A 15,372-nucleotide genomic window follows, 5' to 3' on the forward strand; every position below is an offset into this window, starting at 1 on the left:
TTCCATGCTGAAATCCCGTTCTTTCTTCCGTACCTCCGTAGTTGCTATCGCGGCTGTCAGCCTCACCTTGGCTGGTTGCTCGCCGAGCGAGGAGGACTCGACAGCTACCGCGACGAGCACCGCGGCCAGCGCTGACAGCAGCGCAGAGAAGGGTGCGGAAACCAGCACGTCGGCTTCTTCCTCCGCTGAGTCTGGCGTAACTTTCGAGGATGCTGTCGTGCGCGCCATGGAGAAGGACTCCGATATGACCGCTATCTTCGGCACGCTCCACAACAACACGGACAAGGACATCAACGTAGTTGGCTTCAGCTCTTCGGTGAAGGCTAAGCACTATGAGATCCACGAGGTCGTAGACGGCGTGATGAAGGAGAAGGAAGAAGGCTTCGACATCCCCGCTGGCGAATCCCTCGAGCTCGCGCCGGGAGGTTTCCACTTCATGCTGATGGGAGTAACCGAGCCCGTCATGGCCGGTGAGACCGCAACCCTGACGCTGGAGCTTGCCGACGGCTCCACGATCGAGCTCGGCGATATCCCGGTGCGCACCATTGGCGCCGGCGATGAAGACTACGGCGACATGGGCCACATGAACCACGGCGATATGGACCACGGATCCATGGATCATGGTGAGCACATGGACCACTCGGACTCCGCAGACATGTCTGACATGAAGAAGGAAGAGCACGCGCACTAGAAACCAGCGTGTTCCGGGCCAAGGTAGGCAAGAAATCGGTTCTCACGAGATAGGGAGATATCAAAGATGAGCGGGTTCGAGGAACCTGTCAGTCGGCGTGGACTGCTCGCCGGAAGCGCTGTGGCGGCAAGCGCGGTAGCGCTTGCAAGCTGTGCGAAAGGGGATGAACCTGGACAGGCGTCTGCGGATGCCTCCGCGGATGCCTCTCGCGCAGCGCAGGCTGGGGACGCCGGCAGCACAGGCCCGGAAAATCGCGAGGAGACCATGGGTGGCGATATCGTCGCCTTCGACGGCAAGCACCAAGCAGGCATCCAAACTCCGGTCCAGGCGCACGTGGAGCTGGTGGGCTTTAACCTCAAGAAGGACACCACCGCTCGCGGCGCGGCCGCGTTGATGCGCCTGTGGACGGAGGATGCCCGTCGCCTCTGCACCGGTGAGAACCCGTTGGGCAGCCTCGAACCCGAATTGTCTACCACCCCAGCAAACCTCACCGTCACGTGCGGTTGGGGAGAGGGATTCTTCGACACGGTGGACGTCGCCAAGCCCAGCTGGCTGCGCGATATCCAGGCTTTTGACCATGATGACCTCCGCCCGGAATGGGGCCAAACGGATATCGTCCTGCAGATCTGCAGCGATGATCCTTTCACTGCCGCCTTCGTGTTGCGGCATATGACCCGTGCGGGCAAAGATTACGCCGACGTTGCGTGGATCCAGCAGGGATTCAGCCATGCCTATGGATCTGCACCGAAGGGTGTTACTCCCCGCAACCTCTTCGGGCAAAAGGACGGAACGGTTAATCCCCGAAGCGAGGAAGACTTCAACGAGCAGGTGTGGATCGAAGACGGCCCCTTCGCCGGCGGCAGCGCCATGGTGGTACGCCGCATCCACATGAACCTGGACACATGGGAGCAGCTTGATCGCGCAGCACGTGAGAACTCGACTGGGCGCACTCTCGATACCGGAGCTCCTATAGGTGCTAAGGACGAGTTCGACCCGGTGGATTTGGACGCCCGCAATGAGTTTGGGCTCAAAGCCATTGATGAGAACTCTCATGTCGCCAGAGCGCATCCGCCGGCGGAGCATCCAGAGCAAAAACTGTTGCGTCGCCCGTATAACTACAACCTGCCGCCGACTCCGGAGACCACCCAGCGCGGTGAGCTCAGCAACGCCGGGTTGATCTTTATTTGCTACCAGAAGGACCCTACGACCCAGTTCGAGCCTATTCAGGCGCGCCTTGACGAAGCTGATCGGCTCAACGAGTGGATCACCCACATTGGTTCGGCCGTGTACTTCATGCCAGCCGGAACTGAAGGCGAAACCTTCTGGGGCGAGTCGCTCATACGCAGTTAAGAGGGGTAGACTAAGCCGCTGTAACTTTCTCGATGAGTGCTGCTCGGCCAGGTATGTCGAGTGGCGCGTGAGCGCAAAGGAGCGCACCAAGTCATGGCGGAAATGATTCCAGCAGTCCCGGTGAACTACGACCCGATCACGGTCCCGGCCGGGACTGCCGTGGGAGCAGCGATGCGCGAGCATGAGCTGCCCAACAAGGGCCCCGAAGCAGTTGTCGTCGTCCGCGGCGCCGATGGCACCCTCTACGACCTTTCCCACACCCCAGACACGGACTCCGAGTTCACCCCGGTTGCTGCCTGCGAGGAAGATGGCCGCGCCGTTATCCGCCACTCCTGCGGACACGTCATGGCCCAGGCAGTACAGGCGGAATTCCCCGGTACCAAGCTGGGTATTGGCCCGGCCATTGAGAATGGCTTCTACTTCGACTTCCAGACCGCTGAGCCCTTCACCCCAGAGGACCTCAAGGCCATTGAGAAGCGTATGAAGAAGATCATCAAGGGCGGCCAGCGCTTCGAGCGCCACGTCTATGCCACCACCGAGGAGGCTGAGGCGGCATTGGCCAACGAGCCCTTCAAGCTGGAGCTGGTCCAGGACAAGGGCAACGTGGACCCAGATTCCGATGAGGCCGCCGAGGTGGGTGCCGGAGATCTGACCCACTATGACAACGTCAACCCGCGCACCGGCGAGGTGGAGTGGTTTGATCTCTGCCGCGGCCCGCACGTGCCGACCACCAAGTACATCCCGGCATTTGCCCTGACGCGTTCCTCTGCTGCCTACTGGCGCGGTGACCAGTCCAAGGCTGGTTTGCAGCGCATTTATGGCACCGCCTTCGAATCCAAGGAGGCCCTGGAGTCCTACAAGACCATGGTGGAAGAAGCTGAAAAGCGTGACCACCGCCGCCTGGGTGCTGAGCTGGACCTGTTCTCCTTCCCGGATGAGATTGGTTCCGGTTTCCCGGTATTCCACCCCAATGGCGCTACCGTGCGCATGGAGATGGAGGAGCACTCCCGCCGTCGCCACATCGCGGACGGCTACTCCTTCGTGTCCACCCCGCACCTGACCAAGGGAGACCTGTTCAAGAAGTCCGGTCACCTGGATTTCTACGCGGATGGCATGTTCCCGCCGATGCAGCTCGACGGTGAGTGGGACGAGGATGGCAACTGCACCAAGCAGCCGCAGGACTACTACGCCAAGCCGATGAACTGCCCAATGCACAACCTCATCTTCGCCTCCCGCGGCCGTTCCTACCGCGAGTTGCCGCTGCGCCTCTTTGAGTTCGGAACGGTCTACCGATACGAGAAATCTGGCGTTATCCACGGCCTGACCCGCGCTCGCGGCTTTACCCAGGATGACTCGCATATTTACTGCGCCCCGGAGCAGCTCGAAGAAGAGTTGACCAAGGTTCTGGAGTTCATCATTTCCTTGCTCAAGGACTACGGCCTGGATGACTTCTACCTTGAGCTGTCCACCAAGGACCCGAACAAGTACGTTGGCTCGGATGAGATCTGGGAGCGCTCGACGAAGATCCTGCAGTCGGTGGCGGAGAAGTCCGGCCTTGAGCTGGTCCCGGACCCGGCAGGCGCGGCCTTCTACGGCCCGAAGATTTCCGTTCAGGCTCGCGATGCCATCGGCCGTACCTGGCAGATGTCCACCGTGCAGCTGGACTTCAACCTGCCTGAGCGCTTCGAGCTCGAGTACACGGCGTCGGATGGCTCCAAGCAGCGCCCGATCATGATTCACCGTGCGCTCTTCGGCTCCATCGAGCGTTTCTTTGGCGTGCTCCTAGAGCACTACGCGGGTGCATTCCCGGCGTGGCTGGCTCCGCACCAGGTGGTGGGCATTCCAGTCGCTGATACCTTTGCCCCGCACCTTGAGGAAGTTTGTGCACAGCTGCGTGCACGCGGCCTGCGCGCTGACGTGGATACCTCCGATGACCGCATGCAGAAGAAGATCCGTAACCACACCACCGGCAAGGTGCCATTCATGCTTCTGGCCGGTGAGCGTGACGTCGAAGCGGGTGCGGTCTCCTTCCGCTTCCTCGACGGCACCCAGGTCAACGGTGTGCCGGTCGAGGCGGCAATCAACGTCATCGAGGCGTGGGTTCGTGAGCGCAATAACGAACAACCGACCAAGGACAGCATCGCCGAGCGCGTCTAGATGCATATGCATCTAGGCAGAGGCTAGAAAGGGAGAACATACAGAGTGGGAGAGTACGTCGATACCGGCCTGGGAACGCCCGACCGCTTAGAGCGCCTGTGGGCGCCGTACCGCATGAGCTACATCAAGCGTGAGGGCGGCGCCGGCGACGTGCCGAAGAAAGCCCACAATCCGTTCGTGGAGATTCCGCAGATGTCGGACGAGGACGGGCTCATCGTGGCCCGCGGCGAGCTTGTCTACTGTGTGCTCAACCTCTATCCCTATAACGCTGGGCACATGATGGTCATTCCGTACCGTCAAGAATCTGAGCTGGAAAACCTTACCGAGGAGGAATCCCGTGAGCTCTTCCAGTTTGCCCAAGCAGCTATCCGGGTTCTCAAGAAGGTCTCCGGCCCCGATGCCGTCAACGCTGGATTCAATCTGGGGCGCGCCTCCGGTGGATCGGTGGGGCAGCACCTGCACATGCACATTGTTCCGCGCTGGAGCGGGGACTCTAATTTCATGACTATCGTGGACGGCGTCAAAGTGCTGCCGCAGCTCCTCAAGGACACCCGCTCCCTGCTGGCGCAGGGGTGGGCGGAGCTCGCCGCCGAGGGAATCATCTTAGGAGAAGCGCATGCTTAGTGTTCATGGGCGCAAGCCCGCCGCCGTGGTTGTGGTCCCAGTGGCCAAGCTCTTCCTCAAGATGGGCCTGACTCCCAATATCGTCACCATCGTGGGGACGATTGTCACCATTGCTATCTCGGTCATCCTCATCCCGCTCGACCACCTTTTCGCCGCAGCGCTACTCTCGGGGCTTTTCGCAGCCTTCGACATGCTCGACGGCACCATGGCACGCCTGACTACGGGCGGTTCCAACTTCGGAGCTACTCTCGACGCCTCCTGTGACCGCATTACCGACGGCGCATTGTTCGCAGCGATTGCCTTTTGGATGGTGTACGTCGACAATGCTCACCCGCTTAACTTCGCCGCCTGCATGGTGGTGCTCGTGAGCTCCCAGGTCATTTCCTATGTCAAGGCGCGCGGTGAGGCCTCCGGCTTTAAGATGGTCGGCGGACTCGTCGAGCGCCCCGAGCGCCTGATTCTGGGCCTCGGCGGCGTGGGTCTGGAGGGACTGGGGGTTCCTTATGCCCTAGAAGTCTCGCTCTGGCTCCTAGCTGTCGGTTCTGTCTTCACCATTTACCAGCGCATGCGCCAAGCGGCGCGCCAGGACACTAAAGCGCGTTTCAAGAAGGATCTTTAGCCTAAGTAATCGCTCCGCTCAGCCGGCACCCGACCCCGGCCCGCACAGAAAGGCTTCTCAACCGTGGCTCTAGTGGATCGTGAACGCCTGACGGCCGCCGCGTACATCGCGTGTTGGAAAGTTGTACGTTTTCTTCCGCAACCGCTGGCAGCCTGGTTGTTTGAGCGCGGCGCGGATGTGGCCAGCGACAATGGAAAGGGCATGGAGCAGCTGCGCCGAAACCTCAGCCGCGTGGTGGGCGCCGAAAACGTGACGCGCGAGCTGGTGCGTGACTCGATGCGTTCCTACATGCGTTACTGGCTCGAGGCCTTTCGCCTGCCTGCCATCCACTCGGACCCCGAGTTGCAGAAACGTCTATTGGCAGGGCTGCGCGGCAAGGAGCACGCGGACGCCTCAGTGGCATCGGGCCGCGGGGTGATCTTCGCCCTTCCGCACTCCGGCAATTGGGACATGGCGGGTGTTTTCTGCGTGGGTCACTATGGCGGATTCACCACCGTGGCCGAGCGCCTAAAACCCGAGGCGCTTTTCGACGCTTTTGTGGACTACCGCGAGAGCCTTGGCTTTACCGTCTTGCCGCTGACCGGCGGAAGTTCCTCGCCTTTTCCGCGTTTGAAAGACACCCTGGAGCGTGGTGGCGTGGTGTGTTTGTTGTCCGAGCGTGACCTCACACGCACTGGTGTGCCGGTAGACTTCATGGGCGAAGAAGCCAACGTTGCCGCAGGCCCCGCCCAACTCGCCATCGAGACGGGAGCGGCCCTTCACGTGGTGCACTCGTGGTTCGATGGTAAGGAATGGGGCTTGTCCGTCAGCCCCGAGGTGGAAGTTACCACTCTTCACGGGACCTGCCAGCGGCTCGCAGAAGGCTTCGCAGAAAACATCCGAGCGCATCCAGAGGATTGGCACATGCTGCAGCCGCATTGGAACGCCGACGTAGAACGTCGGCGGGCGGCGCGCGCGAAGAAATAGAAAGGCAGAACACATCATGCGGATCGGTATTATCTGCCCCTATTCCTTCGACGAGCCTGGCGGCGTTCAGGCCCACATCCTTGACTTGGCTACTGTTTTTATTGAGCAGGGTCATTATGTGGAGGTGCTGGGGCCGGCGTCGGCAAGCACGCAGGTCCCCAGCTTTGTGCGGAAGGGAGGCTGGGCGGTGCCGATCACCTATAACGGATCTGTGGCCCGCCTGTCCATCGGCCCGCACGTGCGCCGCAACATCAAGCGCTTCATCCGCGAGGGCAACTTCGATATCCTCCACATTCACGAACCGAACTCCCCAAGCTATTCCATGGCAGCCTTGGCACTGGCGCGCGGGTCGATCGTGGCGACGTACCATGCATCCGCCTCCAGTTCTCTCGCGCTGACTCTGGCCAAGCCTTTCCTGCGCCCATATCTGGAAAAGGTCCGGGGCGGGATCGCGGTCTCGGAGATGGCGCGGCGCTGGCAGGTGGAGCAGCTTGGCGGTGACCCCGTGCTTATCCCCAATGGCGTGGATACCTCCGTGTATGCCCTCGAGCGGGAGCGAGCTGAGCGTGAGCGACGCGATTCGGAGATTGAAATTGTGTTTTTGGGACGCCTCGATGAACCGCGCAAGGGGTTGGACATTCTTCTCGAGGCCCTGACGCTTCTCCCAGAGCCCGTCCGCGTGACGGTCATGGGAGGAGGGCACCCGCGAAGCGCCCCAGGGGTTGAATTCGTGGGCCGGGTCAGCGATGCCGAGAAAGCAGCCATCCTCGGGCGTGCCGATATCTATGTGGCGCCCAATACTGGAGGCGAAAGTTTCGGCATCGTCCTCGTCGAGGCGATGGCCGCCGGCTGCGCGGTCGTGGCTTCAGATTTGGAGGCCTTCGCCGCGGTGTGCAACGTCGATTCGGACACACCCGCCGGTGCTTTGTTCCGTAACGGTGATGCCACGGATCTAGCCCGCGTGCTGCACGATGTGGTGAGCGATTCCGGCAAGCGGCACGCCTTGACCGCAGCGGGAATGGAGAGGGCTCGCGACTACGATTGGGACCATGTGGCCGCAGCCGTAATGCGCGTCTATGAAACGGTAGCGGACGGAACAAAGGTGCGTGTGTCTTAAATGCCGATCGAAGTTGTCATCATCCTTGCTCTGGCGATTGTGCTCGGAATGTGGGCCCTGTACACAGCACAGCGGCTCAACTCCCTCCACATCCGCACCGATGCAGCGTTAGCGCAGTTGGAGTCCACGCTCGACCGCCGTGCGACGGTCGTGAGCGCGCTGGCGCCGGAGCTCGAGGGCATTGCGGCGCGGGCGGAGTCTACCGAGTTAGCACAGGGGAATTTCGATGAGCGTGCCACCCGGGAGCGGGAGTTGTCCGCAGCCATCCAGCAGCGCTTTGAATCACGCCCGGCCTTGCTTGCCGACGCCGAAGGGCGCATTCACCTAGCTCACCGCTTCTACAACGAAGCAGTCAGCGATACTCGTGCGTTGCGGTTGCGCCCCGCTGTCAAGCTGCTGCGCTTGGGGGGAACAGCGAAGCTGCCTGAGTTTTTCGAACTAAGTCAGATCGACATGTGAGCTGCTCGCGCTGCGCGATACTCGAGGCGGTGCCAGTAGAGAGCCAGAACAGCCATGACGAGGATGAGCTGGTTGCGCAGTACGAGGGCATACACCGGGTTGGGGTCCTTACCGACATAGAACCAGATGTAGTCATAGCCATAGGGGTAGATGACGGTTCCCAAAGCCGCTGTTCCCACGGCGAGGACGGCCATGATGGTGCGTACCCCTGTGATATCGGCGGCCCTCTGCCGTTGCCCGGCGGGTGACTTGGGGACGGGGGAGCGAAGCGCCACCGCTAGTATCGGCCCGAGCCACACGATGTACTGCGGGGAGAAGACCTTATTCGTTGCGATGAGAAGCAGAATCGCCGCGATGAAAAAGACCACGGTGGAATGTGGGCTCCAGAACCCCCGTAGAAAGTGCACGAATGCTACGCCCACGATCCACACGAGGGCCGCGCCCGTCGCGATGGTGCTGATAGCGAGTGCCGTGTCGACGCCGGGACCGGAGATCTCATAGCTCTTCGAGGCCGCGTATCCCATCGTCCACACATTAGGATGGCGATGCGCCTGGTACACGAACCACGTAGCGGCTAGAGACTCAATCTGGAGACCGCGCTCACCTTGATACGTCAACGGGGATAGAACCCTATCCACGCTGGTCATCGCTGCTACACCGAGGCACAGGGCAAGAAGGCTTCCAAAGAATGCGGCGAGCCGCTGCCAGGTATCGCGGGAGTTTGCTCTCCCGACGAGCCCGGCAGCGAGGACCCCCGGCCACAGCTTCGTGGCGGTGGCCCACGCCAACAAAGCTGAGGCGAGCCGCGGACGGGTAGCCAGAAGCGCGCCCGCACCGGCAACCAGCAAGGCAGGATAGAGATCGAGCCGCCACGCGAAAACGTGGCCCGCCGCGGTGCCAAAGAACACCCAAAACCATCCGGCGCTATATGCCCCGGGGTTGGAACGGTGATGGCGTAGGAGAAGGGCGAGGAAGGCGCCGTCGGCAAGCAGCACCATTGCCGTAAAGCCGATGGCATAGGCCTCGAAGTCGTCGCCGGTAATCCACGCAAGGAGGACGCTGGGCCAGGTGCCCACCTGGGGATATTCCGTCATGTCACGGGGGTTATCCCCGTATACGCCCGCGAGGTAGTACCGGACATCCCCGAGCGGACCCGTTTCGTTGACGAGTAGGTAGATAAGGAAAAGGCGTGCCAGCACCCACCCAGCCCAGATAGTCGGGACTTTAGCGATTATTTTCAATGGCGGATTCGACGTCGACGGGTGGGCCCAAAAAGAGAAGGATGCTAAACACTACGGCAACGACGAGCAGCGCGATGAGCGCGGTGCGGACGGGGTGGCGCACTGCCTGGGCTAAGAGCTTGTCGAAGAAATTCTGCGGCTCCGCGTCATCGCTAAACCGCCACGGACCAGCAACGAGCCCGCGCCGCGACACCCACAGCGCAAAAGGCAAGGCTGCGAAAGGAATCACGGTGACAACCAGGCCCAGGATCCCGATACCCAATGGCCACCGGTTGTTGATCCACACCAGGGCCGTCATGAGCAAAAAGCACAGGAAGCCGAAGCCGTGGATACCTCCCGCAAGTGGGGTGAGTGCTGCGGTGGTGCCCGAGTACTTGAGGATCATCGAGAGGATCAGCAATCCCCACGTGACCATTTCCAGGTAAGCGGCTACGCGGTGCACGCTGTGCGGCGTGGTTGAAGTCATGCGGAATATAGTACGCAACCTCCGGGGGTGGATCAGCACGTGAGTAGGATAGTCGGGGTTAGTGTGGCGGGCGCCATATCGCGGCGAACGCTACAACGCACAAGGAAGGGAGTAAGACATGGCAACGGTGGCCCAGGCGGTCGACCTCGAGCGAATCGGCGACGACGAGTTCCGCGGCCCTGTGGTTCCATCGCTCATTACGCGCACCTTTGGCGGGCAAACCATGGCGCAGGCGCTCCGCGCGGCGCAGCTCACCGTTGACGACAAGTTTGCCCACTCCATGCATTGCTACTTCGTGGGGCCGGGCGATTCTGGCGCACCCACTACCATCCGAGTTGAGCGGATTAGGGATGGCCGCTCTTTTGCGCACCGCCACGTGCGGGTCTTTCAAAACGATCGCTTGATCTTCATGCTCAGCGCCGGTTTCCAAGCGCCAGGGGACAGTGGCCCTGAGCACCAAGCAGACATGCCGCAGGTGCCGCCACCGGAGAGTATTAAGGACTCTCCCTATTCCACCCGAATCATCTTGAAAGAGTGGGAGGACTGGGACGTGCGGCTTGTCCCGGACGCGGACCGCGACGCGGTTGCCGCGGAAACCACCGGTGCCGGGTTTAGGAACATTTGGTTCCGTAACACCGGTGACCTTCTTACCGCTGCCGACCAGTCCCTCCACCAGGCGGCGCTGCTGTATATGTCGGACATGACGCTGATTCGTACAGCATTGCTTCCGCACCAGGGTGAGAGGATTCAGCTAGCCAGCCTGGACCATTCTCTGTGGTTCTTGCGGCCAGTTCGAGTGGATGAGTGGATGTTGTATTCGCAGTCCAGCCCCTCAGCACAAACCGGGACGGGGCTAGCAGAGGGCAAGATCTTCAATCAGCGCGGCGAGCTACTGGCCGTGGCGATGCAGGAGGGCCTGACGCGCATCCTGCATCCGGACGCCGAAGGCTCAAGCGCCAACGGGAATTGGCAAAACGTTTAGCCACCGGGGGGTCAGCACCACGGCGTGCGAGACGCACGCGCGGACCCCTGTTCCGGTGGATCCAGGACAAGGCCGTATAATTGCAGCAGTTTCTACAAGCTTTTTATATAGCCACATCGAAAGGGATGACATGGCAGGCCACTCTAAATGGGCAACAACGAAGCACAAGAAGGCGGCGAACGATGCCAAGCGTGGCAAGGAATTTGCCAAGCTGATTAAGAATATCGAGGTGGCCGCCCGCACCGGTGGCGGTGATCCCGCCGCAAACCCAACCCTTGATGACATGATTAGGAAGGCCAAGAAGGCCTCTGTTCCTAACGACAACATTGAGCGCGCCCGCAAGCGCGGATCCGGCGAAGAAGCAGGCGGTGCCGATTGGGAAACCGTGATGTACGAGGGGTATGGCCCGAACGGTGTCGCCATGCTCATCGAGTGCTTGACGGATAACCGCAACCGCGCGGCGACGGACGTGCGCACCGCCATGACCAAGAACGGCGGCAACCTCGGCGAGTCCGGCTCCGTGGCATACATGTTCGCCCGCACCGGCTTGGTGTTGGTGGAAAAGGGCGAGCTTAATGAGGACGATGTCCTGCTCGCTGTGTTGGAAGCCGGCGCCGAAGAGGTCAACGACAATGGCGAGAAGTTTGAGATTACCTGTGCGCCGGGTGATATCCCCGCCGTGCGCGAGGCTCTCGTTGCCGCCGATATCGAGGTCGATGACACCGATACCGACTTCCGCGCCTCAGTCGAGGTACCGCTGCAGGCAGATGATGCCCGTAAGATCTTCCGCCTCATCGACGCTCTTGAGGACTCGGACGATGTCCAGAACGTCTACACCAACATGGACCTGAGCGAAGAGGTCCTCGCCCAGCTGGACGAGGACTAACGCGGCTAGTCGAGCTTGAGGTCTTCTATGCCATGAGCAGTTACCGTCTCTGACAGCGGGGCACGGCCCGGGGCTGTGTTGAACACAGGACTGGACTCGTCTGCAATGCCGAAGGTCAGGGCGGTGACAAGCTTGTGCTCCTCGTCCACTCCGAGGAATTCACGGACGGTCGGGGCGAGGAGTGAAATCATGCCTTGCGGGACACCGCGGTAGCCGTGCGCCTGAAGCGAGAGCAAGAAATTCTCCGCATAGGTACCTTGATCAAAGGCAGCGCGGATACGGTCGCCCATTGGGGGAATGAAGAGCAAAGCCGTGTGTGGGGCGCCGAAGAAGCGAAGGTTCTCACGGACAAATTCCGTGCGCGCTTCCTTATCCTCGCGCGCAATACCGAGGAGACCGTACATCTTGGCTGCTAAGGCCTGCGAGCGCTGCAGGTGGACGCCCTGACCGTAGTCAATCGTGAAGTCCGGGTTGATTCCATTCTTATCGAACTCAGCAATGAGAGCGGCGCTCAAGTCCTGCAATGCCGTACCGCCAACCAGGTGCACATTCCAGGGTTGGGTATTGGAGTTGGAGGGGGCGGATTGGGCGTCGATCAGCACCTGTTCTATAACCTCTGCGGGGATGGGGTCCGGAAGGAACGCGCGCGCGGAATGGCGGGAACGAATGAACTCAGAAAAGCCATTAGGATGTTGAGACATGCGCGCCACTCTACGCCCCACAATCTGAGGGAGTGTATTCGGCTCGGGGGACTGCCTGCACTAGAACACATGTGTGTACACTGTTTCTACATAAACAAGTGGTTGTATAGGGTGAGAATAAAAAGGGCGAGGAGGCAGCCGTGAACTTGGAGGGGTTGCGTGTCATGGGTATTGATCCCGGTCTGACGCGTTGTGGCCTGTCTGTTGTCCAAGCCGGACGTGGGCGCGCGGTCATTCCCATCGCCGTGGGCGTCGTCCGTACGCCCAGTGACAAGGATCTGGGAGAGCGCCTTAAGCGGCTGTCAGTCGCGGTCCGGGAATGGATGGATGACTATAAGCCGGATGTCGTGGCGCTCGAGCGCGTATTCGAACGCGGTCAGGTGTCAACCGTGATGCAGACCGCGCACGCAGTCGGGGTCTTGGTGCTTGCAGCCGCAGAGCGCGACATCCCAGTACACATGTACACCCCTTCGGAGGTGAAGAAGGCGGTGTCGGGCAACGGGCGCGCTGATAAGAAGCAGATGACCGCCATGATCACCCGAATTCTGGGGCTCAGCGAGTCGCCTAAGCCAGCGGACGCTGCGGATGCCTTGGCCCTTGCTGTCTGCCACTGCTGGCGTGCGCCGGCCCTGGCATGGATGAGCGGGGGTGATCCGAGTGCTGGCGTGGGGGCTGGGGCACGAACGAGCGGTGTGCGCGGCACCTCACCACGCACCGCGTCCGTCTCTCGGGCGGCGAAGACGTCCTCTTAAGCTATGTGGTACATCCACTCGAACCAAGGAACCTAAGTAATGATTGCATCTTTGCGCGGAACTGTCCTCGACATCCAGCTTGACCATGCCGTGCTCGAATGCGCCGGCGTGGGATACAAGGTGCTGGCCACCCCAGCCACGCTGGGCACGCTCCAGCGTGGTGAGGAAGCCCGAGTCATGACCACGCTCGTGGTGAAAGAAGATTCGATGACGCTGTACGGGTTCACCAGCCAGGATGACCGCGACATGTTTCACGTCCTCCAGACGGTCTCTGGGTTGGGGCCCAAACTGGCGCTGGCCGCGTTGTCCGTGATGAGCGCAGGTGATTTAGCCCAAGCAATCGCGGGGGAGGAGGCTGCACGGCTGCAGAAGATTCCGGGGGTAGGAAAGCGCGTAGCGCAGCGCTTGATCCTAGAACTCAAGGACAAGGTGCAGGCGTTTGCGCCCACGGACGGTGCTGATCCTGCGGCCTCCGCCCCTGCGGCTGCCGGCCACGTGGTGGAGGATGTCGTTGAGGCGCTCATTGGGCTGGGCTTTACGGACAAGATGGCTCGTCCGGTGGTGGAATCGGTAGTGGCTGAACAGCCCGATGCAGCGACGCCGGTGGTGCTGCGGGCAGCGCTGAGCCAACTGGGCGCGAAAAAATAGGGGAGAGTGGGTGAAATGTCAGACGTAGAACGCACTGAGTTTAAGCTGCCGGAGGGGATGGATTTAACCTCGCCTCCGCAGCGTAACCACGATGTGGACGCCACAGAGCAACAAGGCGAGCACGATATTGAGCGCTCGCTGCGCCCGAAATCCCTCGATGAATTCATCGGCCAGCCCAAGGTGCGCGAACAGCTATCGCTCGTGCTCAATGGTGCGAAGAACCGCGGGGTAACCCCGGATCACGTGTTGCTCTCCGGCCCGCCTGGGCTGGGCAAGACCACGATGGCGATGATTATCGCTCAAGAACTGGGAAGTTCCCTGCGCATGACGTCCGGCCCCGCACTGGAGCGGGCCGGAGACTTGGCCGCGATGCTGTCGAATCTCATGGAAGGTGACGTGCTCTTCATCGACGAAATTCACCGCATCGCCCGTCCCGCGGAAGAAATGCTCTACATGGCAATGGAGGATTTCCGCATCGATGTCATCGTGGGCAAAGGCCCTGGGGCGACCTCCATCCCGCTGGAAATCCCACCTTTTACTCTGGTGGGAGCGACGACGCGCGCGGGCATGCTGACTGGTCCGTTGCGTGACCGCTTCGGTTTCACCGCGCAGATGGAGTATTACGATACCGAGGACCTCACCCGAGTGATTACCCGAGCAGCGCGAATCTTGGAGGTTGATATCGACCAGGATGCCGCGGTGGAGATCGGCTCCCGATCGCGCGGGACGCCGCGTATTGCTAACCGGCTGTTGCGTCGTGTGCGCGACTATGCCGAGGTCAACGGAGATGGGCACATTAATGTGGCAGCTGCCCAGGCAGCGCTTCGGGTCTTCGACGTTGATGAACGTGGGCTGGACCGTCTTGACCGCGCGGTGCTCGAGGCCCTCATTAAGGGACACGGCGGTGGACCCGTGGGGGTTAATACGTTGGCTATTGCGGTGGGCGAGGAACCGTCAACCGTCGAGGAGGTCTGCGAACCCTACCTCGTGCGCGCCGGAATGATCTCCCGCACCGGGCGTGGCCGTGTTGCCACGGCAGCGGCCTGGCAGCACCTGGGCCTTGAGGCGCCCGAAGGAACTGTCGGCGGGACACTCTTCTAATTGTCCCGGCAATTGGCCGGGAGGCGGGCAGGTCTGGCACACTGGCCTTTTATGAACGGAACCCAACTTATTCTTCTCCTTGTTCTGGCCGTCCTCGTCATTTTGCCGAGCTTTATGTCCATGCGCGCGCAGCGCAAGCGCCAAGCGCAGATGAAGGAGCTCCAATCCTCGTTGCGCCCAGGCTTAGACGTGATTACGGCCGGTGGCCTGCACGGAACTGTGGTGGAGGCCCGCGGTGAACAGGTTGATTTGCGAGTCAAGGACGGCACGGTGATGACCTTCGACACCATGGCCATCGTGCGCTCCGCGGAGCCGATTGCTTCCCAGAACGAAGCAGCGGCTGAGCCGGAGGAGGGTGAGGACGAACGCTTTCCGAAGCTCTAAAACAAGTTGCACTCGTCACACTGCGGGTGCCTCACCTTAAACCTGTTAAGGATTATGCCAGTCCATGACGTACGATGATGGACTGTGCTTTAGTCATGGTGGCGCCGCGACACTCAGCACGTGCGTGGCAGTGGCTGCCATGACCCATGATTTTTAGCCCTGTTCCTCACAACACAGGAGATCTTTGTGTCCGCTTCGAAACGTGGTGGCGTCAGCAGCCGTCAACGG

Annotated in this window: 17 protein-coding genes; 14 read left to right on the forward strand and 3 right to left on the reverse strand. The window is 61.0% G+C overall.

What is annotated here, in order from left to right:
* Window positions 1-4 precede the first annotated feature (4 nt).
* The 8 genes from HMPREF2807_RS11895 (at window position 5) to HMPREF2807_RS11930 (ending at window position 7,983) form a co-directional block, all read left to right on the forward strand.
* Window positions 5-691: a copper chaperone PCu(A)C gene (locus HMPREF2807_RS11895; protein ID WP_046648166.1), complete on the forward strand. Its 687-nt coding sequence runs from the start codon at window positions 5-7 to the stop codon at window positions 689-691.
* 66 nt (window positions 692-757) lie between these two features.
* Window positions 758-2,041: a Dyp-type peroxidase gene (locus HMPREF2807_RS11900; RefSeq protein ID WP_046648165.1), complete on the forward strand. Its 1,284-nt coding sequence runs from the start codon at window positions 758-760 to the stop codon at window positions 2,039-2,041.
* Window positions 2,042-2,134: 93 nt separating this feature from the next.
* A complete protein-coding gene (gene thrS, locus HMPREF2807_RS11905; RefSeq protein ID WP_070513188.1) occupies window positions 2,135-4,198 on the forward strand; it encodes a threonine--tRNA ligase in 2,064 nt (687 codons plus the stop codon).
* A gap of 45 nt (window positions 4,199-4,243) precedes the next feature.
* Window positions 4,244-4,822 carry an ATP adenylyltransferase gene (locus tag HMPREF2807_RS11910; RefSeq protein WP_046648163.1) on the forward strand — a complete coding sequence of 193 codons (579 nt, stop codon included), beginning with the start codon at window positions 4,244-4,246 and terminating at the stop codon, window positions 4,820-4,822.
* On the forward strand, window positions 4,815-5,441 hold the full coding sequence (pgsA, locus tag HMPREF2807_RS11915) for a phosphatidylinositol phosphate synthase (RefSeq protein WP_046648162.1): 627 nt from the start codon (window positions 4,815-4,817) through the stop codon (window positions 5,439-5,441). The genes HMPREF2807_RS11910 and pgsA overlap by 8 nt, the downstream gene beginning before the upstream one ends.
* A 63-nt stretch (window positions 5,442-5,504) precedes the next feature.
* Window positions 5,505-6,407, forward strand: coding sequence for a phosphatidylinositol mannoside acyltransferase (locus tag HMPREF2807_RS11920; protein ID WP_070513191.1), 903 nt, complete (start codon window positions 5,505-5,507; stop codon window positions 6,405-6,407).
* Between the two features lie 16 nt (window positions 6,408-6,423).
* Window positions 6,424-7,524 (forward strand): glycosyltransferase family 4 protein, encoded by a 1,101-nt coding sequence (locus HMPREF2807_RS11925; protein WP_070513194.1) that lies wholly within the window; start codon window positions 6,424-6,426, stop codon window positions 7,522-7,524.
* Window positions 7,525-7,983, forward strand: a complete 459-nt coding sequence (locus tag HMPREF2807_RS11930; protein ID WP_070513198.1) for a LemA family protein — start codon at window positions 7,525-7,527, stop codon at window positions 7,981-7,983. It abuts the gene before it with no gap.
* Here the strand turns inward: HMPREF2807_RS11930 and HMPREF2807_RS11935 are convergent.
* The gene (locus HMPREF2807_RS11935) at window positions 7,968-9,077 is read right to left on the reverse strand and encodes a DUF2029 domain-containing protein (protein ID WP_232751679.1); all 1,110 of its coding nucleotides are present in this window, start codon (window positions 9,075-9,077) and stop codon (window positions 7,968-7,970) included. The genes HMPREF2807_RS11930 and HMPREF2807_RS11935 overlap by 16 nt on opposite strands.
* Window positions 9,078-9,207: 130 nt before the next feature.
* Window positions 9,208-9,690, reverse strand: a complete 483-nt coding sequence (locus HMPREF2807_RS11940; protein ID WP_046648157.1) for a DUF3817 domain-containing protein — start codon at window positions 9,688-9,690, stop codon at window positions 9,208-9,210.
* Window positions 9,691-9,808: 118 nt separating this feature from the next.
* Here HMPREF2807_RS11940 and HMPREF2807_RS11945 point away from each other — a divergent pair, with 118 nt between their 5' ends.
* A complete protein-coding gene (locus HMPREF2807_RS11945) occupies window positions 9,809-10,672 on the forward strand; it encodes an acyl-CoA thioesterase (RefSeq protein ID WP_046648156.1) in 864 nt (287 codons plus the stop codon).
* Between the two features lie 130 nt (window positions 10,673-10,802).
* Complete coding sequence (locus HMPREF2807_RS11950; RefSeq protein ID WP_046648155.1) at window positions 10,803-11,558, forward strand: YebC/PmpR family DNA-binding transcriptional regulator; 756 nt, start codon at window positions 10,803-10,805, stop codon at window positions 11,556-11,558.
* 5 nt (window positions 11,559-11,563) lie between these two features.
* Here HMPREF2807_RS11950 and HMPREF2807_RS11955 read toward each other — a convergent pair whose 3' ends face one another.
* Window positions 11,564-12,259, reverse strand: a complete 696-nt coding sequence (locus tag HMPREF2807_RS11955; RefSeq protein WP_083306724.1) for a nitroreductase — start codon at window positions 12,257-12,259, stop codon at window positions 11,564-11,566.
* 140 nt (window positions 12,260-12,399) lie between these two features.
* On the opposite strand from HMPREF2807_RS11955, the gene ruvC reads away from it, so the two are divergent.
* Genes ruvC through yajC form a run of 4 tightly spaced genes read left to right on the forward strand, consistent with a single transcriptional unit; the run spans window position 12,400 to window position 15,144 of the window.
* Window positions 12,400-13,011: a crossover junction endodeoxyribonuclease RuvC gene (gene ruvC, locus HMPREF2807_RS11960; protein ID WP_070513204.1), complete on the forward strand. Its 612-nt coding sequence runs from the start codon at window positions 12,400-12,402 to the stop codon at window positions 13,009-13,011.
* Between the two features lie 39 nt (window positions 13,012-13,050).
* Entirely contained in the window at window positions 13,051-13,659 is a 609-nt protein-coding gene (gene ruvA / locus HMPREF2807_RS11965; protein ID WP_070513207.1) for a Holliday junction branch migration protein RuvA, read from the forward strand.
* 15 nt (window positions 13,660-13,674) lie between these two features.
* The gene (gene ruvB, locus HMPREF2807_RS11970) at window positions 13,675-14,760 is read left to right on the forward strand and encodes a Holliday junction branch migration DNA helicase RuvB (RefSeq protein WP_070513210.1); all 1,086 of its coding nucleotides are present in this window, start codon (window positions 13,675-13,677) and stop codon (window positions 14,758-14,760) included.
* 51 nt (window positions 14,761-14,811) lie between these two features.
* On the forward strand, window positions 14,812-15,144 hold the full coding sequence (yajC, locus tag HMPREF2807_RS11975; protein ID WP_046648149.1) for a preprotein translocase subunit YajC: 333 nt from the start codon (window positions 14,812-14,814) through the stop codon (window positions 15,142-15,144).
* The last annotated feature ends 228 nt before the right edge of the window (window positions 15,145-15,372 follow it).

The sequence above is a fragment of the Corynebacterium sp. HMSC074A09 genome, from assembly GCF_001811545.1.
In the GTDB taxonomy this organism is placed as follows: domain Bacteria; phylum Actinomycetota; class Actinomycetes; order Mycobacteriales; family Mycobacteriaceae; genus Corynebacterium; species Corynebacterium hiratae.